17 protein-coding genes are annotated in these 19,667 nt (G+C 56.4%); 3 read left to right on the top strand and 14 right to left on the bottom strand.

Annotated elements, in window-relative coordinates; genetic code table 11:
- Nucleotides 1–74 precede the first annotated feature (74 nt).
- The 5 genes from QWJ34_RS02350 to QWJ34_RS02330 all read right to left on the bottom strand — a co-directional run bounded on the left by QWJ34_RS02350 (nt 75) and on the right by QWJ34_RS02330 (nt 6,647).
- Nucleotides 75–1,058, bottom strand: a complete 984-nt coding sequence (locus QWJ34_RS02350; RefSeq protein WP_302725440.1) for a 3'-5' exoribonuclease YhaM family protein — start codon at nt 1,056–1,058, stop codon at nt 75–77.
- Between the two features lie 175 nt (nt 1,059–1,233).
- Complete coding sequence (locus QWJ34_RS02345; RefSeq protein WP_302725439.1) at nt 1,234–1,473, bottom strand: YkuS family protein; 240 nt, start codon at nt 1,471–1,473, stop codon at nt 1,234–1,236.
- Between the two features lie 153 nt (nt 1,474–1,626).
- Nucleotides 1,627–3,999, bottom strand: a complete 2,373-nt coding sequence (locus QWJ34_RS02340) for a glycoside hydrolase family 31 protein (protein ID WP_302725438.1) — start codon at nt 3,997–3,999, stop codon at nt 1,627–1,629.
- A 168-nt stretch (nt 4,000–4,167) separates the two neighbouring features.
- Nucleotides 4,168–5,235 (bottom strand): Gfo/Idh/MocA family protein, encoded by a 1,068-nt coding sequence (locus tag QWJ34_RS02335; RefSeq protein ID WP_302725437.1) that lies wholly within the window; start codon nt 5,233–5,235, stop codon nt 4,168–4,170.
- A 110-nt stretch (nt 5,236–5,345) separates the two neighbouring features.
- Nucleotides 5,346–6,647: an MFS transporter gene (locus tag QWJ34_RS02330; protein WP_302725436.1), complete on the bottom strand. Its 1,302-nt coding sequence runs from the start codon at nt 6,645–6,647 to the stop codon at nt 5,346–5,348.
- A gap of 170 nt (nt 6,648–6,817) precedes the next feature.
- Here QWJ34_RS02330 and QWJ34_RS02325 point away from each other — a divergent pair, with 170 nt between their 5' ends.
- Complete coding sequence (locus tag QWJ34_RS02325; RefSeq protein WP_302725435.1) at nt 6,818–7,360, top strand: CGNR zinc finger domain-containing protein; 543 nt, start codon at nt 6,818–6,820, stop codon at nt 7,358–7,360.
- 103 nt (nt 7,361–7,463) lie between these two features.
- Here QWJ34_RS02325 and QWJ34_RS02320 read toward each other — a convergent pair whose 3' ends face one another.
- The 4 genes from QWJ34_RS02320 to QWJ34_RS02305 form a co-directional block, all read right to left on the bottom strand.
- Nucleotides 7,464–8,087 carry a restriction endonuclease gene (locus QWJ34_RS02320; protein WP_302725434.1) on the bottom strand — a complete coding sequence of 208 codons (624 nt, stop codon included), beginning with the start codon at nt 8,085–8,087 and terminating at the stop codon, nt 7,464–7,466.
- 153 nt (nt 8,088–8,240) lie between these two features.
- On the bottom strand, nt 8,241–10,328 hold the full coding sequence (locus QWJ34_RS02315) for a beta-galactosidase (protein WP_302725433.1): 2,088 nt from the start codon (nt 10,326–10,328) through the stop codon (nt 8,241–8,243).
- Between the two features lie 187 nt (nt 10,329–10,515).
- Nucleotides 10,516–11,481, bottom strand: a complete 966-nt coding sequence (locus QWJ34_RS02310; protein ID WP_302725432.1) for an SDR family oxidoreductase — start codon at nt 11,479–11,481, stop codon at nt 10,516–10,518.
- Nucleotides 11,482–11,741: 260 nt separating this feature from the next.
- The gene (locus QWJ34_RS02305) at nt 11,742–12,686 is read right to left on the bottom strand and encodes an AraC family transcriptional regulator (protein WP_302725431.1); all 945 of its coding nucleotides are present in this window, start codon (nt 12,684–12,686) and stop codon (nt 11,742–11,744) included.
- A gap of 165 nt (nt 12,687–12,851) precedes the next feature.
- Here QWJ34_RS02305 and QWJ34_RS02300 point away from each other — a divergent pair, with 165 nt between their 5' ends.
- Nucleotides 12,852–13,802 carry a LacI family DNA-binding transcriptional regulator gene (locus QWJ34_RS02300; RefSeq protein ID WP_302725430.1) on the top strand — a complete coding sequence of 317 codons (951 nt, stop codon included), beginning with the start codon at nt 12,852–12,854 and terminating at the stop codon, nt 13,800–13,802.
- Between the two features lie 15 nt (nt 13,803–13,817).
- A complete protein-coding gene (locus tag QWJ34_RS02295; protein ID WP_302725429.1) occupies nt 13,818–14,510 on the top strand; it encodes an HAD family hydrolase in 693 nt (230 codons plus the stop codon).
- A gap of 117 nt (nt 14,511–14,627) precedes the next feature.
- On the opposite strand, the gene QWJ34_RS02290 is transcribed toward QWJ34_RS02295, so the two are convergent.
- The 5 genes from QWJ34_RS02290 to QWJ34_RS02270 all read right to left on the bottom strand — a co-directional run bounded on the left by QWJ34_RS02290 (nt 14,628) and on the right by QWJ34_RS02270 (nt 19,637).
- Nucleotides 14,628–15,548 carry a hypothetical protein gene (locus tag QWJ34_RS02290; protein ID WP_302725428.1) on the bottom strand — a complete coding sequence of 307 codons (921 nt, stop codon included), beginning with the start codon at nt 15,546–15,548 and terminating at the stop codon, nt 14,628–14,630.
- Between the two features lie 502 nt (nt 15,549–16,050).
- Nucleotides 16,051–17,679 carry a chaperonin GroEL gene (groL, locus tag QWJ34_RS02285; RefSeq protein ID WP_302725427.1) on the bottom strand — a complete coding sequence of 543 codons (1,629 nt, stop codon included), beginning with the start codon at nt 17,677–17,679 and terminating at the stop codon, nt 16,051–16,053.
- Between the two features lie 74 nt (nt 17,680–17,753).
- The gene (groES, locus tag QWJ34_RS02280) at nt 17,754–18,035 is read right to left on the bottom strand and encodes a co-chaperone GroES (protein ID WP_302725426.1); all 282 of its coding nucleotides are present in this window, start codon (nt 18,033–18,035) and stop codon (nt 17,754–17,756) included.
- Between the two features lie 277 nt (nt 18,036–18,312).
- Nucleotides 18,313–18,798, bottom strand: a complete 486-nt coding sequence (locus QWJ34_RS02275; RefSeq protein ID WP_302725425.1) for a MogA/MoaB family molybdenum cofactor biosynthesis protein — start codon at nt 18,796–18,798, stop codon at nt 18,313–18,315.
- Nucleotides 18,799–18,968: 170 nt separating this feature from the next.
- Entirely contained in the window at nt 18,969–19,637 is a 669-nt protein-coding gene (locus tag QWJ34_RS02270; RefSeq protein WP_302725424.1) for a 5-formyltetrahydrofolate cyclo-ligase, read from the bottom strand.
- Between the last annotated feature and the right edge of the window lie 30 nt (nt 19,638–19,667).

Below are 19,667 nucleotides of genomic sequence, written 5' to 3'. Positions count from 1 at the left end.
CGAAATCGAAATTGAATACGGCAGGCCGTCTATTTTTACGTCATCGCTGTTTTCACGCAATCGCAGTCTTCCGGTTATTCGGGAGCATCCGAACCGCTGCCGCTTTTCGGTCCCCGGTACAACGGCTTGCCTTCGAGCACCCGCAGCGGCACGGTCCACTGTTCGTTGTCCGGCATCATATCGAGCGCGTCTTCCGCCGCCTGAAGCTTGGCGTCGAGCTGGTCGATATAATGCAGCGCAACCGCTTCGGCGGTCTGCGGCTGCACCGGGCTGCCCCACTCGCCTTTGTTGTGGTGCGCCAGAATCAAATGCTGCATCAGAATGATTTTCTCTGCCGTCGGGTCCATGTCCAGTTTGATCGCCGCTTCGGTGATCCACGTCGAGGCGAGCGCCAGATGTCCCATCAGCCGGCCGGTAAAGCTGTATTCCGACACGACGCCCAGCTCCGCGGTCATCTCTTCCGTTTTGGCAATATCGTGCAAGATGATACCGGCCAGCAGCAGGTCGCGGTTCAGGAACGGACGCTGCTTGCAGAGAAACTCCGCCAGCTCCAGCATCCGTACCGTATGGTAAGCCAGTCCCGCGTAGAACGCATGATGCATTCCTTTGGCCGCCGGATAGTGCATCAGCTTGTCGCCGACTTTCTCGATACAGTAATCGACCACGCGGCGCAGCTCCGGATCGGCAATGCCCGCGGCCGTCGTCTTGATCGTGTAAACAAGATCGTTCGGCGGCACCGGCGCGGAGCGGATAAAGTCGGTCAGCGTATAGCCGTCCGCCGGATCGGCCGCGCGCAGCTTGACCACTTTGAACTGCGGCTTTTCTCTATATTTCTGCACGATGCCGCGAACCTTCACCAGCATCGGCGCGAAAAACGTTTCTTTGTCCGCGATGCTGACGTCCCAGAACTTGGCCGGAATTTCTCCGCTCGCGTCGGCCAGCACCAGGTCGAAATAGTCTTTGGGCGGCGTGGCGTTCGTTTGCTTCAGATCCGCCGATTTAAGCAGGTAGAATCCCGTAATATCGTCGCCTTCGATAAATTCTTTGATCGTTTTCATTGCGTTCCTCCATCATTCGAGTCCGGGAAAAGAGTCCCTTTCTTCTATTATATAGGTTTCTTTTCCCGGAACAAAATGCGAACGGCCGATACCCGGAAACCGGGCTCGGCCATCTCTATGTACAGCGCCCCGCCAGCCGGCGCTGAAAGCGTCGGCTGGCGGGACTTGCTTGCTTTTACTTGCTTTTGTTCAGGCTTTCTTCCACGCGGGCCACGACTTCGTCGATGGACAGTCCTTCGATGCTGACCACCGGGAAATCGAATTGATCCGTATTGCCGTCGTTCAGAGTGCGCACGACGCCGAGATCGAAGCCGCTTACCTGCTCGTCGCTTTCGAACAGCTGCGCCTCGTACCCTTTTTCCTCCAGCGCTTCTTTGACGTCCGCAAACGGTTGTTCCACTGCAATCTTAGCCATATCCCGCGCACCTCCGGAAAATAAATTTTGAGCGAAAACTTTCTTCGCCGTCCGTCATATTTTCCCCGTTTTGCCGCAGCGTGAAACCGAGAGACCTGCCATAACCGGTCAACTTCCGCTTCTTCAGGCCGGATAACCGACGCCCGAGGCCGCTCAGGCCTCCAGCTTCAGCATGCCCGCTTCCGCGGGTACGCGCAGTACCGTATTCCCGTTTTCCGTCTCGAATTCCACCGCTTCCCCGCCGATCTTCGCCGAAGCGGCCGCAAAGCCGCGCACCGTTACACGGAAGGAACGATAAGCTTCGCCGTAACCGGCATGCCCTTTTTCCAAACGAAGTTCCAGCACGCTTTCCCGACCGCCCGTCTGTACAAAACGGTACTCGTTATACGCGCCGTCCCGGTAGCCGTAGCTCTCGCCGTCGTCCTGCGTATGCGTATACCCGCCTTCTCCCGGATAAACCTCCAGCAGCAGCTCGTCGATCCTGCGTTCGCCCACGTACTTCTGGTCCGGGTAGCCCGGCAGGATCGAGCCCGCGCGTACATAGATCGGGCAGACGTCGAGCGGCGCTTCCGCCAGCACGGTGCGTCCCCCTTCCACAGACTCGCCGCTGTTATAATCGATCCACGTCCCCTGCGGAAGATACACGGCGCGGTGCGTTTTGCCCTGTTCCACCACGGGCGCGACGAGGATGCGGCTGCCCAGCAGGAACTGGTCGTTTACCTCGCGCGCCGCCGGATCGTCCGGGAACTCCAGCACGAGTGGCCGCAGCGGCGCAAGTCCGGTTTGCTCCGCTTCGCGCATCAGATCGTACAGATACGGCAGCAGTTTGTAGCGCAGCTTGACCGCTTTGCGGTACGCATCCAGCGTCGTCTCGTCGAACGCCCACGGCTCCTGGTCGCGCGTCCCGATCGCCGTATGGTTGCGAAACAGGGGACTGAACGCTCCGGCCTGCACCCAGCGCACCAGCAGCTCGGGCGTGCAGTCGTGCGAGAATCCGCCCACGTCGCAGCCCGCGAACGCAAACCCGCTCAGCCCCAGATTCAGCAGCATCGGGATCGACAAACGCAGATGCTCCCAGAAACTTTGATTGTCGCCGGTCCAGACGGTCGAATATTTCTGCGTGCCGGCATACGCCGCGCGGGTAATGACAAACGGCCGCTTGCCGGTCGCTTCCTTGATCCCGTCGAACGTGGCCCGCGACATCAGATGGCCGTATACGTTGTGGATCTCGCGGTGGTCCGTTTCCCGCCCGTCGTTCTTGAAGCGCACATCGTCCGGCAGCGGTCCGGTGAAGCTCGCAGGCTCGTTCATATCGTTCCAGATGCCCGCCACGCCGTCGTCCGTCATGATCTTCTGGTTGCCCGCCCACCACCTGCGCACCGGCTCGTCCGAGAAGTCCGGATAGACCGAATCGCCCGGCCAGACGGTATTTACATACGTCACGCCGTCGCGGTCGGTCGCGTAATATCCTTTTTCCAATCCTTCGTCGAAGATGCCGTAGCCTTTGTCTTTTTTCACGCCGGGGTCGATAATAGTCACGATCTTGATTCCCTGTTCGGCGAGCTTGTCGGTCATGGCTTTCGGATCGGGAAAACGCTCGCCGTCCCACGTAAACACGCGGTAGCCGTCCATATAGTCGATATCCAGATGGATCGCGTCCAGCGGCACATCGTGCTCCCGGAACAGCTTCGCGACTTCCAGCACTCTGGCTTCCGGCGCGTACGACCATCTCGACTGGTGCATCCCGAGCGTCCACAGCTGCGGCAGCGGCGTGCGTCCGGTCAGCCCGGTGTAGCGCGAGACGACACTTTTCATATCCGGCCCGTAAATAAAGTAGTAGTCCAGGTTGCCGTCGTCGGCGCCGAAGTAATAATAGTCCGAATTTTCTTTGCCGAGATCGAAGAACGTTTTGAACGGATTGTCGAAAAAGATCCCGAACGCCGAAGCTTCTTGCAGCGTGATGAAAAAAGGGATGCTTTTGTACAGCGCTTTATGGCTCTCCACATGCGGCGACGGATCGTCCGTGTTCCACATTTCGTACTCGTAGCCCCGTTTGTTGAGCGGTCCCGTTTTGTCGCCGAGCCCGTAGAACTTCTCGCCGCCGTCCATCTTTTTGAGGATTTCGATCTTGTGACGGCCGCTGGTGCGCATGGCTTCGTGGCCTTCTCCTTCCGCGATGCTCACGTTGCCCCGGCGCAGAAACGGATCGCGGCTTCCCCGGTAATCCAGACACAGCGGCGCGCCGGCTTTATCGTAAAAATCCACATAGAAATGATCGTATACTTTGACTGTCAGCTCGCTCGTGGAGATTTCCAGATGATCCGCCCGTTCCTCCACCTGAACATCGCACACTTCGAACGCGGCGTTCGGCTGCTCGACGGCCCGCGATTCGTGACCTTCCGTATGCAGCGGCGCAAACACGTTGACGATCTGCGGACCGATCACCTCGATGGTTGCTTTGCCGCTTTCAAAGCCGATATGTACACGCTGACTTTCTTTCTCGTAACCCGTTCTTTGTCCAAACATGCGCATTTCCCTCCCGAGAGTGCAATCGTTTGCCCTACAACTTATACCATGCCGGATTGGGGAAGCGTTGTCAAATCTCTATGCGGAAAAAAGACAGGTCTTCTTCGGGAAGAAGAAAACCTGTCTTGGGAATCGTGAAAATCGTTTCGATCACCGATCAAAAATCGATCAAATCTCCCGCACAATCACGCACTGGCTGTCCGCCGCTTCGAAGATCGTTTCGATCAGCGTCAGCACGCGGTGCACTTCCGCGTTCGGCACGGCTTGTGTCGATGCGCCTTCGAGCGTGGACACCAGATTGGCGTAGAAGCTGTCCGACAGGTCTTCGACCGGTTCGATTGCGCGGCGGATGGTCGATTCCTCGGACGGCGGTGCCATCGTTTTGGTCAATCCTTTACCGGCCTGGATCGGCTTCGGCTCCACATGTTCCACTTCGAGGTTGCGCGTGACGATCTCGCCGCTCAGATCCCAGTCGTGAATGACCGCGGTGCCTTCCGTTCCTTTGACGTACCAGCGGGGCAGCTTGATATAGTTGGTCGTGCCGACTTCGATCACCGCGTTCAGCCCGTCTTTGAACTTGATGGTCGCGATAAAGCCGTCGTCCACTTCCGTGCCCAGGATATAGCTGAGGTCGGCCGACACGCTGTGGATCTTGCTGTCGGTGAGCAGCAGCAGCTGGTCGAGCAGATGCACGCCCCAGTCGAGCAGCATGCCGCCGCCGTAGGCTTTGAGCTGGCGCCAGTCGCCCGGAATGCCGTTCGCTCCCTGCACGCGCGATTCCAGATGGAACACGTCGCCGACTTTGCGGTGCTCGAACAAATCTTTGACGATCAGGAAATCTTCGTCCCAGCGGCGGTTCTGGTGCACGGTGAATATGCGCTGCGCTTCTTCGGCCGCCTGCACGATCTCCAGCAGATCCGCCGCGTTCATCGTCACCGGTTTTTCGCAGATGACATGCTTGCCCGCGCGCAGCGCCGCGATCGACAGCTCTTTGTGCACGTCGTTCGGCGTTGCGACCAGGACGATATCGACTTCTTCGTCGCCCAGTACCGCTTCAAAACTTTCATACGTCCGGAAGCCCCGGCTGCGCGCCAGTTCCATCCGGTATTCGATCGGATCGTATGTACCGAAGACGGTCACACGCTCCGCTTGTTCGATAAGCTGTCCGTGATAACTGCCCATTCCCCCGAAACCGACGATTACAAGATTGTACGTTTGCTTGCTTTCCATTGCCATTTTTCTTCCTTTCCCCTCAACCAGCCAGATTTAAGACCATGTCCCAAACTCTAATATAAAGGAAGCGGCCAAGAAAGCGTTAGCTTTTTTTAAACTTTTCGTGAAACCGTTCAACTCGCGCGTTCGTTCGCAATATCCTGCAGCGTTCTCAGCTTCGGAATCGGCGACGAAACGATCCACAGCAGCGCAAACAGCATCCCGATCGAGCCAAGCGCAAGCGTCGGCCGCAGTCCGAACTGGCTGCCCAGCCACCCGCCCAGCAGCGAACCGAGCGGCACGGCGCCCGTCACGACGAAGCGGTAGCTGGCGTTCATGCGTCCCAGCAGCCGGTCGGGCGTGACGGTCTGCCGCAGGCTGACAATGTGGATATTCGAGATGACAACGCCGAGACCGCTGAGGAAAAAGAACAGAAACAGGATCGGCGCCGAAACGGCGATCGAGCCGCCCGCGATCAGCAGCAGCAGCGGAGCGGCGCAGCCGAGCGCCGTCGCGCCGCAAAGGGTCGGCCCCACTCCGAAGCGGCGGGCCAGATATCCGGCGGACAGCGAACCGAGAATCGAACCGACGCTGGCCGCGCCCATAATAAACCCGAGCAGTTCCGCCCCGATCCCCAGGCTGCGGACGACGTACAGGATCATAACGGCCCAGATCACCTGGCTGAAAAAGTTATAGGTCGTCGCTTCGCCGGCGATCGCTTTGAGATACGGGTTGCGGAATACGAACGATATCCCTTCGCGGATCTCGGCCAGCATGGGAGTCCGCTTCCCGGCCGGCCGGGGCGGAATTTCTTCGCGCTTGCGCACCAGCGAGATCGACACGGCGGATATCAGCAGCAGCACGCTGTGGATCAGGATCGTAAACGGAGCCGCCATGATGCCGATCAGCGCGCCCGCGACACTCGGTCCGCCGACCTCGGCCGCCGAACGGCTGATCTCCAGTTTGCTGTTGCCTTCGACCAGGTCTTCCCGGCCGACCAGGCTCGGCAGATACGATTGGTAAGACAGATCGAAGATCAGCGTGCAGACCCCGACCAGAAAACCGCAGGCATACAGCAGTCCCATATCGAGACGCCCCAGCGCGTAAGCGCACGGAATCACGGCCAGCAGCAGCGCTCTTGCGATGTTGGCGCCCAGCAGCAGCGGACGCTTGCGCAGCCGGTCGATCCATACGCCCGCAAACAGCGTCACCAGCAAATAAGGCGCAACCTCCACCGCGTTCAGAATCCCCATTTGCAGCGGCGTCGCATTCAGCGTAATCGCCGCGACGAGCGGAAGCGCCAGAGCGGTAATGCGCGCGCCGAACATGGCCAGCGTTTCCCCGAACCAGAACGTCATGAAATCCCGATCGCGCAGCAGGCGGCTTCTTGGACGGTTTCGCCCGGCCGCTTCGTCAAGTGTTTGCTTTTCGTTCATCGCTTATCCCTCCTGTAACATTCTAAATGATTTTTAAGCATTACAAAGGAGCAAAAAAAGAAACTCTTGCATGGATGCCGTCGACGGCCGAAGTAACGTTCTATTTTATTTTTATACATTACATGCTACAATATCGAAAAGCAAGGATTATCTTTTGGAGGGAATCGGCAATGAGCGAGCGGAACCTGGCGATCGAGGTCATGAATTCGATGTGGTACGACCATCTGGGCACAAGATCGGAAGATCGACTGGACCGGAAGGACTGGCTGGAAGCCTTTTTGGATCGTTGGAACGTCGCGCCCGCCGCGCGCCCGAATGCCCGTCAGCTCAAGCAGCTCAAAGAACTGCGGACGCTGCTGCGGGATATTCTGCGCCTTGCCTCGGCCGGCGAAGAACTGGCGGAGGCGCAGCTTGAGCAGCTCAACGGTTATCTGGGCCGCGTGCCGCGCCGTCCCGGCCTGGTTCGCCGCGGCGGCGAATACGTGCTGGCTGATGCGCCGGCGGAGAAGAGCTGGGATGCTTTTCTGGCGGAATCGGCGCTGTCGTTCGCGGCTGCGCTGGCCGAAGGACGCATCAGGCGGATCAAGCTCTGCGGCAACCCCGACTGCAAATGGGTGTTCTACGACGATACGAAGAATGGCAAACGCCAGTGGTGCAACAGCGAGATCTGCGGCAATCTGGCGCGGGTGCGGCGGCATCGGGATAAGCAGTAAGGCCCGTATGGCTGCCGCATCGAATTAAAAAAAAGAACCTTCATGCCGCTTATGCGGTTTTGAAGGTTCTTTGTATGCTTTACATATTCAACAAGCGGCCGCTTCAAGCACTCGTTTTGCCGGCTGCGCTTTGTTTTCCCGATCTGTCGGTTCCCGATGTTTTTTGCCGCATCGCCAGCAGCATCTCCACCAGCTCTTCGCGCGCGATCAGGCGTACGCCGTTCGATTCCGCCAGCTTTTTCGCCTGTTCCGTATAACGGCTGTTCGTAACGACCCAGGCTTCCGCCGCGCGATAATGCGCTTTGGCGGCCTTAATCTCCTGCACGGCTTTGAGGCCGACGTTTTTCTTGTAGCGCTTGGCCTGCACCGCGATTCGGCGGCCGTCTTTCGTCAGGATCAGATCCGCCCCGTAGTCGCCCGACGCCTGCGTCACTTCCGCTTTGTATCCCTGCGAACGGAACAAATGCCCCAGGTACTGCTCGAACTTCACGCCGTCCATTTGGTCGATCTGGGCTATTCCCGAGCGTCTCAACCGTTCCGCTTTCGCCATGGCAACCTGGATCAGAATAAGAATGGCGACAGCGATGCCGATCCCCGCCACGATCGCCGCGACTTTGAGCGAATTGGTCAGATACCACGCCGCTCCTCCGGGCACAACGGCCGCCAGCCCCATGACTCCCTGCAAAAACTCTTCCTGCTGTTTGGCTTTGCTTTTCCTTCTCGCCACTGTACATCCCCCGTATCGTTATGTATCATGCTCGCTTGCTGTCATATTCCAAATTATACACTATAAAGAGGATGAATTCCTTTATTTTCTTTTACGTAAAAAACCGAAAACCAACGCAAGTTCGCGGGGATTTCCGGTTTCCTGTTCAATGTATTAAGTCGTCCACTCCAAGATCCGCACCCCGTAAGCCGGAATCTCCGTTTCGCCTTCGATCTTTTCGCCGGTCAACAGGTCGATGCGCGCCTCGCTCACTTCAATCTTCGCCGCTTCCTCCCCGTAATTCAGCAAAAAGACATACCGTCCTTTCCGGCCTTCCCGAATGCCGATTTCCACCTGCTCCGGCGCTTGAAGCCACGACCGTACCGGCGATTCCAGGCCCAGCCGCCCGATCAGTTCGTCCACGACCACTTCGCTGAACGCCGCTCCGTAATACCAGGCTTCCCCCGCGCCTTGCTTGCGCCGCGTCAGCGCCGGGCTGCCCGCGTAATACGACTCCGCATACTCGGCGACGACTTCCACAGCCGAATCTTCGATTTGAAGAATGTCATTGAAGCTTTCGGCAAACGCCTGCACAGACTTGTTTTCGACATTCTGCTCCGCCGCAGATTCCGACGTCCAGCGCAGCTTCGGCGCTTTCACCGTGCCTTTGATCAGCGTGAAGTCCTCCACCGTAATTCCGCACAGCTCCGCCACCGGTCCCGGAAAAGGCTGCATCCGGCAGTGTCCGCGCTCGTCTTTGTAGCCGGTGCGCGCGCCGAAGATCACTTTGCCGCCATTTTCGACATACCGCGCCAGCAGCTCCGCCGTTTGTCCGGTCATGATCGCGGCATGCGGATAAATCAGCACACGGTAACGGCCCAGCAGCTTCGCATCCGGTTCGCCGCCGCGCACATTCACCACGTCCGCCGGAATATGCCGGTACTGCAGCTGCTTGTACCAGGCATTGACGCTCTGCGCGGTCAGCGGACCGTGCCAGACGTCGAGTTCTCCGTCCCATTCGTTGTCGTAATCGCGCAGGATCGCCACGTTCGCCGTATACATCGTACCTGCTATCCGGCTGCCGATCTCCGCAAACTCTTTGCCGACGCGCGCCGCTTCCTTCACTCTGCGGTTCGGCCGGTTGTGGTAGTCGTTCAAGCCGTGCCAGTAAATTTCCGTGCCGACCGTCGCGGTGCGCCAGCGGAAATACATGACCAGATCCGCGCCGTGCAGCACGGATTGATACGTCCACAGCCGCATCTGCCCGGGGCGCGGCGACGGCATGTCGATCCGGTTCACCCATCCGCCCGGCCCGGCCTGCTGCTCCATCACGCAGAAGTTGGGCGAAATATCGCGGACCGTGCTCAGGTTCAGGCTCCATTTGCGGTCCAGCAGCGGCTTGTCGTCGTTTCCGGAGAAGATCGTCGAGAACTGCGGATACGAATCGTACGAAAAATAATCCAGCAGACCGTCCGTCAGCGCGTGGCTGTCCAGATGACCGAACAAACCGTTGGTCGTAATCCGGTGCTGCGGCGACACTTCGCGCAGAATCTCCGCCTGGATACGCGCAAACGCGATCGTATTGTCGGAAATAAACCGTTTCTCGTCCAGCGCAAGATGCGGATTGGGCGAATCGGCGACGGTCGGCCGCGGCAGATGCACCTGCTCCCAATCGGTGTACGTCTGGCTCCACACAACCGTGCCCCAGGCTTCGTTCAGCGCTTGCAGCGTTCCGTATTTCTCCCGCAGCCACTCCCGGAACGCGGCATGATCGTCTTCCGCATAAAATGTATTCGTTTCGCAGTTGAACTCGTTGTCGAGCTGCCAGGCGACGATCGCCGGATGGTCTTTGAAATGCTCCGCCATTTCCCGGGTAATGATTGCGCATAATTCGCGGTATTTGGGACTGCTGTAATTGTAGTGGCGGCGCATGCCGTGGCGATAGAGCGTGCCGTCGATCGACGCGTTCAGCACCTCCGGGTACTTGTGCGTCAGCCAGGCCGGCGGCGTGGCGGTCGGGGTGCCCATAATGACCTGAAGGCCGTGCCGTTGCGCGGCATCCAGCGCCCGGTCGAACAAGCCGAAGTCGTACACGCCTTCCTCCGGTTCGAAGATCGCCCACGCGAATTCGCCGATCCGGATCGTCGAAATATTCATTTCCGTCATGCGTTTGAAGTCGTCTTCCCACAGCGCTTCTTCCCAGTGTTCGGGATAGTAACAAACGCCGAGCCGCAGCTCGTCGAGTCCGATCGATTTGGCCATATGCCGATTCCTCCGTTTTCCGTTTGTATAAAGGCCGCCGCAGACCGGTTTGACGCTGCAAGGCGCAGCGGCCGATACGATTATTGTAAGCGGATTCGGAGGAATCGGCTATAACGGCTTCTTGTCCATGTGTCACTTTTTTGATAAAGAAATCGTTTCTGGCGAGCCGGAGGATAAGACGCAGACTTTATGAACGAAAATAATAGTTCCGCGCCAATTCCGCTTCCAGACTCGCTTCAACCGGCTGCCAGCCCAGACGTTGCCGGGTGAGCGAACTGGATACCGGATTATCGGCCGCTGCAAATTCGCCGAGCCAGCCGAAATGCGCGCCCGCTTGTTCTCTTCCGACACTTTTTACAGGCAGGTTGATCTGTTGTCCTATCATAGCGGCGATTTCCCGAAACGCTGTTCCTTCGCTGCTCACTGCATGAAATTTCGCGCCTGTCGCCCCGTGCTCCGCAGCCAGTCTGAACAGCCGCGCGGCATCGAGCCGATGCACGGCCGGCCAGCGATTGCCGCCTTCGCCGATATAAGCCGCCGCGCCTTTGGCGCGAGTGATGCGAATCAGCGAGGGCAGCAAACCGGCCGTATCGCCTTCTCCGTAGACAATCGGCGGCAGGCGCACCAGCGAAGCGCGAATTCCGCGATCTGCAAGCGCAAGCAGTGCCTGCTCCGATGCGACGCGGCCGCCGCCGACAGACGCGGGATCGCCCGCATCGTTTTCGGTCGCTATCGTTCCGGGGGCGAGCGTCATTGTCGGTATCGCAATCACAAGCGTCCGTCCTCCCTGCTCAAGCGCCGAACCGAACGCCGCAATCGCGCGTTTATCCGTTTCTACAGCCGCAGCCATAAATCTCGCCGGCGCTTTGCGCAGACTTCCTCCCAGCGTGATCCGCAAGCGCGCAGCCGGTCCGGCATGCGAGAATTTGTGAAAAAAAGCCGTATGCACAACCGCATCCGCTTCGGACGCGCCGCGATGCAGGATCTTCAGCTCTTCGATCGATCCCCGCAGCGCTGCCGCTCCCCAGGCTTCAAGCCGCTTTATTCCTTCCTCCGAGCGCACCAGCCCAACGACCTCGTGTCCATGTTGAAGCAGTTCGCGAACGACCGCCGATCCGATAAAGCCGCTCGCTCCCGTAACGAATACCCGCATATGCGCAGCCTCCTTTTATAAATGAAAACCCGATGACGGAAGATTCCCAATCGGCTTAACGTGTGTACCTGTTTTCAGTATAGGCTTTGTCTTCACCGGATCATTGACCGTTTCGCGCCGCTTCTTGCCCGATTCGACGGCGGATACGAAACAAAAACCAGGATTGGCGCCGCACAAAAACCCGCGAAGCCATAAGGCCGCGGGTCGCGCAATCGAGTATTCGGCCGGGATCGCTGCCGCTTCTTTTATCGGTTCTGCTTTTAAAAGCTGTTAGCCTGCTTCCATCTGGCAATATCCCGGCTCGGCGGACTGCCGAAGAAACGGCTGTAATCGCGGCTGAACTGCGAATCGCTGATGTAACCCACCAGACGGCAGGCGCTTGTCGCATCGTGCTCGCCGGACAGCATCAGCCGCCGGGCTTCCTGAAGACGCAGCGCTTTCTGATACTGCAGCGGACTCATGGACGTGACAGATTTGAAATACTCGCGGAACGACGACTCGCTGAGGTGAACGAGTTCGGCCAGCTCCGCTATTTTCAAAGATTGCGCGAAGTTGTCCTGCAGCCAGGCGATCGCTTTGGACACGCGCTGCGCATCCGATCCGGCCAGCACGGTCTCTGCGACATAAACGCCAATCGGACTGCGCAGCAGACGGATAAAAATTTCGTCTATGGCCAGCGAAGCCAGCAGCCCGTCGTCATCCGAACCGTCCAGGCAGCCGACCAGTCTCGATACGGCACCAATCAGCTCCGGCTCGGCGTCGAGCATGTAGCTCGCGCTGCGTTTGCCCGCCGACGGCAAACCGTCCGGGTAAACTTTCGGCACCAGCTCCGCGATTCTGCGCGGCTCCAGATAGACACCCACGCCAAGAAAAGGCTCGGCGGGACTGGCCAGAGTCGTCTGCATCCGCACCGGCAGCGCGACCGGAATAACGGAAAGCCGCGAACCGCTGTATTCGAACGTTTCCTGCCCGACGGTAATCGTTTTGGTTCCCTGCGCGGCAATTCCGACCGTCGGCCAGTGCATGGTATATACATAATCCGAAAGCTCCATGCGCGAAAAGCGGTTCAGGTAAAGTCCCGGAATCCGCGAGGCAAAAGTGCCGTCCGTTCCGGTATTCGCGTCGATCAGCGCAGCAAGGCGGACCGTTTCGCGCTCGGCGGCTTTTTTCTTCTTGTCGATAGAATCCGATTCTCGTTTATTCATGGTGGTGTCAGCAGCTCCCGTGGCTTCAGTTTGAGCTTATTTTAGCATAATCCAAAGAGGATTCGCCGCAGATAGGGGTAGTTCGCGCGCCGAAATTATGTAAAACTAAAGGATAGTGAGTTATCTCCCTTTAATAGCAAGACTACAGATATAGGAGAGTGCGGCATGGCCAATATAAGCGATATCGCAAAGCTTGCAGGCGTTTCCGTATCTACGGTATCCCGAGTACTGAATCGCAATCCGTATGTGTCCGAATCCAAAAGGCTGGCCGTGCAGCGCGTGATCGACGAACTGGATTATACGCCCAACCGGCTGGCCGTCGATCTGATTCGCCGGGAAACGAAAAGTATCGGCGTCATCCTTCCTTATACCAACAATCAAGCTTTTGACCAAATTCTGCACGGGATCTTGAATCGGTCGGTTGAACTCGGCTACACCGTCACGGTGCTGCCTACAAAGTACGATGCGAAGCAAGAACTCGGCTATATGCACATGCTCAAAAGCAAACGGCTGGACGGGATCGTCATCACCTCGCGCTCGAATCCCTGGGAGAAACTCGCCCCTTTCGCTAAGTACGGGACGATCGTTGCCTGCGAGTACGTCGAACATCCCGAAATAGGCTGTGCTTACCTCGATCGTTACGCTTCTTTCGTCGAAGCCTTTGCTTTGTTAAAAGAAAAAGGGCATACCCGAGTGGCTTTTACAACGGCAAGGCGCGAGCAAAGCAGCAGCACGCAGCTGACGATTCAAGCTTACCGGCGTGTTTTTGGCGAGCTTCCGCCCGAGTACCATCTAAGCAACTGCTATAACATGGACGACGGGATTCGCGCGGCGCGGCTGCTGCTGGACGCGCCCCGGCGGCCGACCGCGGTATACGCCAACGGAGACGAAGTGGCGGCCGGGATCGTTCAGTACGTCAAAAGTTTGCACATGCTCGTCCCCGAAGACTTTGCCGTAATCGGACAAGAAAATCAGCCTGTCGGCATCGCTTTGGACCTGACCACGGTCGATCACCGTTTAGTTCAAGTCGGGGAACAAGCTTTCAACCTGGCCATCCGGAAGTCGGCGGATAAGATAGAGATTCCTTATCGATTGATCGTAAGAAAATCCACATAGACATATTGACTTGAAATGGATTTCATACATTACCCTATCCCTGGACAAGCCGTAACGAAGGGGGCAAGGCGCATGTATGAAACGTATATTTTCGATATAGACGGCACATTGACAGACACCGAAGCAGCCGCGTTGAGATCTTTGCAGAAAATGATGAAGGTCCGGTTCAATCAAAATATTCCCCTGGATGAACTCGCGTTTGTGCTGGGAATTCCGGGAGTCGTGGCATTGCCCGGGCTCGGGATTATGGAACTTGAGCCGGAAAACGGACCGTGCAGCACTTACATGCAGGATTATCGCCGGGCGATTCATGTATTCGACGGCATTCAGAAACTGCTGAGCACTCTGCAAGAACGTTCTCTTACAAGCGGAGTCGTCACTTCAAAATCTTATCAAAAATTCCGAACCGGCTTCGGCTCGTTCGGTCTCAATCCGAATTTACCGCATATCGTATGCGCGGACGATACAAAGCTGCATAAACCCAATCCCGAGCCCCTGTTAAAATTCCTGCAAATTTCGGGCGCCCGGGCGGAATCTTCTATCTACATCGGCGACACCCGCTGCGACTACGAATGCGCAAGAAACGCGGGAATCGACTTCGGTTTGGCTCTGTGGAGCTGCAAGCAGCCGCATCTTATTCCGGCCAAGTATACGTTTGAGCATCCGCAGGATGTTCTCGCTTTTGTTAAGTCCAGATCGTTTAATTAATTTTTATGCGGCATAAGCAAAAAAACGGACCCCGAAAGGGTCCATCAGAGTGTCGAGAAACCCAGCCTCTACCTGGAACGCTGTGTTTCTCGACACTCTTAAGAGCAAAATCGGCTCTTAATACTTTTCTAATTTTTCCTTCAAAATCTTATCCGCTTCTTCTTTAAATGAATCTTCATATATATCATCAGGATCTTTACTCAATGCTACTGAATCCGCTATATCATCATCAATATCTTTGTACTTAGCCTTTAATTTGAGTTGGGAAGGTCTCGCCTGCTCGATTAAATCTTTCATGGATTTTTTAAGTTCTTCTTGTGTGAGTTTTGCGAATTTCACTATACCTGCAATATTTTCTTTCTCAGAGTCCCATCCTTTTCTTTGGAGTTCTCCTTGCTCTATCACAGTTAAAAAAGCGCTTAGCAGCATTTTCATTTTAAGAAAACTAGTAAAAAATCTTCCAGGAGGAAGTGAACCTGTATCAATCGAATCCAAATCACTTTTTAAATTTTTGAATTCCATAGTGATATGATCGAAAGTCCGGTAAAAATCCTTCTTAATATCGTCGTTATTAGGCAAGACCAAATCAGAAAGCTCCGCGGCCAGTACTATATGGTTTAAATTATAATTTAATCGATGAACTATACTATAAGCATCGTCAACAGTTCTTATGATTGCTCTTTGATCGGCCACTATTTCTTTTTCTCTTTCTCTCTCCTGCTGAGCCTCGATTTGTCTTTGAAGAACTTCTTTCTGAGTTTTGATTTGTCTTCGCAGCACAAGAAATGAAACAGTAGCAGCAATCGTTACACTAACTAAAGATACGCACGCTTGAAATACAGCCGAGGAAGTTATTCCATTAACTAGTACTATTATTCGAATCACAAGAATCATTAGAATTACTAAAGCTATTAAAATCACAGATAAAGCAATATAAGTCCAAATTGATTTTGAAATAGCATCTGTTAACCGGCATACTCTAGACCACCTTGGATTTCCATTTATTTCATCTGTAGTTTTAGCTTTGATCGCCTTCATTCCAAGCCCCTCCATCAAAGAGAAAATATTACCCTAAGATATTTTAATTGATTTTGTTTCTAGTGTAAAAGGAAATTAAAAAAGCCACCATTTGGCGGCTTTTTAGTTCTGTAAGTACTAAAAATATAATCAGTGAAATTGACGTTAGAGTTATGCTCGTCCTCTTCTTCGCCCGGAAGTGGGATTTCACGAAATTCTCGAAATTAGAATGAAGCGCATCCTAAAGTTGATTGAACTTAACGAAAATCACACCCCACTCGTTACGGCACACACATTCCTTTTCTCGCTGAGGCCGGAGTCTTGTTAGGGTTATTATGGAACGGCTCGGCCATCGCGATGATGCAATCAATAAATTAGTTTACCTCCATGCCACAAAAAAACTCAAAAAAGAAGCCGCCCAAAGATTCAGAGATCTCATGAACGGCCTGCGTTAAATATTCGTTAAATCATTCGCGAGTCGAACAGCTCGACTCCTTGTCTGGCAAGGGTTTGAGCCCCTTGCTTACATCATGCCGCCCATACCGCCCATGCCGCCCATATCCGGGGCAGGAGCGCCGGCCGGTTCAGGCTTGTCGGCGATAACCGCTTCGGTTGTCAGGAACATAGCCGCTACGGAAGCCGCGTTTTGCAGAGCGGAACGCGTAACTTTCGCAGGGTCGACGATGCCCGCTTCGAACATATTGACCCATTCGCCGGTTGCGGCGTTGTAGCCGATGCCGACTTGTTCTTTTTTCAGGCGGTCCACGATGACGGAACCTTCTTCGCCGGCGTTGGCCGCGATGGTGCGGATCGGCTCTTCCAGAGCGCGCAGCACGATGTTCACGCCGGTTTTCTCGTCGCCGTTTACTTCTACGGCCGCTACCGCGTTGTAGACGTTGACCAGAGCCGTGCCGCCGCCGGATACGATGCCTTCTTCAACGGCCGCGCGAGTCGCGTTCAGCGCGTCTTCGATGCGCAGTTTGCGTTCTTTCAGTTCCGTTTCCGTCGCAGCGCCGACTTTGACAACCGCTACGCCGCCGGCCAGTTTAGCCAGACGTTCCTGCAGTTTTTCTTTGTCGAACTCGGAAGTCGTTTCTTCCAGCTGCGAACGGATTTGACCTACGCGAGCATCGATATCGGACTTTTCGCCCGCGCCGTCGACGATCGTCGTGTTTTCTTTCGTTACGCGTACTTGACGAGCCGAACCCAGCTGTTCCAGCGTCGTCGTTTTCAGGTCCAGACCGAGCTTGTCGGTAATGACCTGTCCGCCGGTCAGAGCGGCGATATCCTGCAGCATCGCTTCGCGGCGGTCGCCGAAGCCGGGGGCTTTCACGGCAACGGCGTTGAACGTACCGCGCAGTTTGTTGACGACCAACATCGCCAGCGCTTCGCCTTCGATATCTTCGGCAACGATCACGAGGGCTTTACCCTGCTGAACGATCTTCTCCAGCAGCGGCAGGATGTCCTGGGTGCTGCTGATTTTCTTGTCGGTAATCAGGATGTACGGGTTCTCCAGAACCGCTTCCATCTTGTCCGTGTCGGTAATCATGTAAGGGGAGATGTAGCCGCGGTCGAACTGCATGCCTTCCACGACTTCCATTTCGGTTGCGAATCCGCGGGATTCTTCAACGGTGATGACGCCGTCTTTGCCCACTTTTTCCATCGCTTCGGCGATCAGTTCGCCGACTTCTTCGTCGGCCGCGGAGATTGCCGCAACCTGGGCGATGGACTGTTTGCCTTCGATCGGCTTGGCGATGTTTTGCAGTTCGAGAACCGCAGTCTTAACCGCTTTGTCGATGCCTTTGCGGATGACCATCGGGTTGGCGCCGGCCGTTACGTTCTTCAGGCCTTCGCGGATCATCGCTTGAGCCAGAACGGTAGCGGTCGTCGTGCCGTCGCCGGCTACGTCGTTCGTTTTCGTTGCGACTTCTTTGACGAGCTGGGCGCCCATGTTTTCAAAAGCGTCTTCCAATTCGATTTCTTTCGCGATCGTGACGCCGTCGTTCGTGATCAGCGGGCTGCCGAATTTTTTCTCCAGCACCACGTTGCGACCTTTGGGTCCGAGCGTTACTTTTACCGCGTTTGCCAGTGCGTCGACGCCGCGAAGCATCGAGCGGCGAGCTTCTTCGCTGAACAGAATATCTTTAGCCATTATCGAATAACCTCCCTGGGATAGTTGTGCATATGCTTATTCGTTCACAAAACGGTTATGTGTAAGGACAACACTTAGGCCAGAATGGCGTGAATGTCGCTTTCTTTCATAATCAGGTACTCTTTGCCTTCGTATTTCACTTCGGTTCCGGCATACTTGGAGAACAGGATGCGGTCGCCTTCCTGAACTTCCAGAGGAGTGCGGACGCCGTCTTTCAGAATTCCGCTGCCTACGGCCACAACTTTGCCTTCCTGCGGCTTCTCTTTGGAAGCATCCGGAAGCACGATACCGAACGAAGTCGTTTCCTCCTGCTGGATCGGTTCTACCAGTACGCGTTCACCCAACGGTTTGATCATGAAAAATAGCCTCCTTGTAAAATAAATGAAGTCGAGCGTTAAGTATTCATCGTTAGCACTCGACGACGTCTAGTGCTAACAGCCAAGTCTTATATTACTAGGACGAGCGCAAAAATTCAAGTCCCTTTCCATAAAAAAAGACACCCCCGAATTCGGGGAAGCGTCTCTCCCTCTGCCTTTTACCCCCGCGCCGGCCGGGCGAAACCGCCCGGTATCCCGCGCATTCGCGGTTCGATCCTTCGCCGCGCGGCGCGGCTTTACGGTCCCCCGCTGCTCGTTACTGCCGGTACTGCCCCGTCACCATCAGCAGCGCTTCCGGCAGCTGATCCATAATTGCCGCCAGATTCTCGTGCACGCCCTTGGGCGTGCCCGGCAGGTTGACAATCAGCGACCGGCCGCGAATCCCGCAGATGCCGCGGAACAGCATCGCCGCCCGGTTCTTCTGCACGACGGTCATTCGCATCGCTTCGGCCAGGCCCGGAACCTCGCGCTCGACCACGCGTTTGGTCGCCTCCGGCGTAACGTCGCGGTTCGCCAGCTCCGTGCCGCCGGTCGTCAGCACCAGATCGGCCTGGAAATAATCCGTCATCTCGATCAGGGCGGCCACGATATCGTCCGATTCGTCCGGCACGATCCGGTATTCGATAATCTCCCCGCCCAATTCTTCTTCCACCAGCTCCCGAATCACCTGCGCGCTCGTATCTTCGCGCTCGCCCCGGGCCCCCTTGTCGCTGGCCGTCAGGATTGCCACTTTCCACAGCATGAGGTCACCTCTTCTCATCCATCGCTCTTCTTATTCCTGCTCGGCTTCGGCGCGCCGCGCCCTGCCGGATACTGTCCGGCCGCGTGTCGCCGCCCCGCCGTTATCGTTCGTTTGCCGTTCTTCGCTGCCGTCCTCTCAAGCCTTCCTTTTGCGAGATGCCGCAGTACGGGTTATACACCATCCGGCGTCTCCGCCGTTCCCGATGGCGCGATCAGAAGATCCAGCCGAAAATCATGGCTTTCGAGCGGCACCTCGTCCACGATTTGCTCGTCGAAAGCGAGCGCCCACAGCTCCGGTCTTCCGCCGGCCGCCTGAAGCCGCTCCGTAAAGCGGTCGTAGAATCCGCCTCCGTAGCCGATTCGGCCGCCCCGGCGGTCGAACGCCAGGCCGGGCACCAGCACGACGTCGAGTTCGCCGAGCCGTTCTTCCGGCCATTCGGGCAGTCCTTCCTTCGGCTCCGGCACGCCCCAGCTTCCCGGCGCTTCGTCCGCGGACCGGTCGAGCCGCAGCAGCCGCATGCGGCGGCGGACCTTGTCGATGCGCGGAGCCAGCACGATATCCCCGCAGCTCCGGCAGTCGTCCAGCAGGGGACGCACGTCCAGCTCGCCGCGATACGGCAGGTAGCTGAACAGCGCGAGCGGCGAGCCTTTCTTCTCCCGCAGCGCGGCCAGCCGGGAGGCGGCCAGAGCGCAGACGTCGGCGGAAGCCCGTATCCGCAGACGCTCCGGGAGACCGTCTCGAACCTGCTCCATCGCGCGCCGCAGCCGCGCTTTGTCTTGTAGAGATTCGATGGCGTTCGCCTCCCGCTTGCTCGTCTGTTCTCCTTCTTGTTCCCACATGCTCAAGTTTATCATTGTTTTGCGCAAATA

Origin of the sequence: Saccharibacillus sp. CPCC 101409 (assembly GCF_030518235.1) — a bacterium.
GTDB lineage: Bacteria > Bacillota > Bacilli > Paenibacillales > Paenibacillaceae > Saccharibacillus.
Note: the sequence above shows the minus strand (reverse complement) of the source record. Positions and strands in the feature narration are given on the sequence as shown.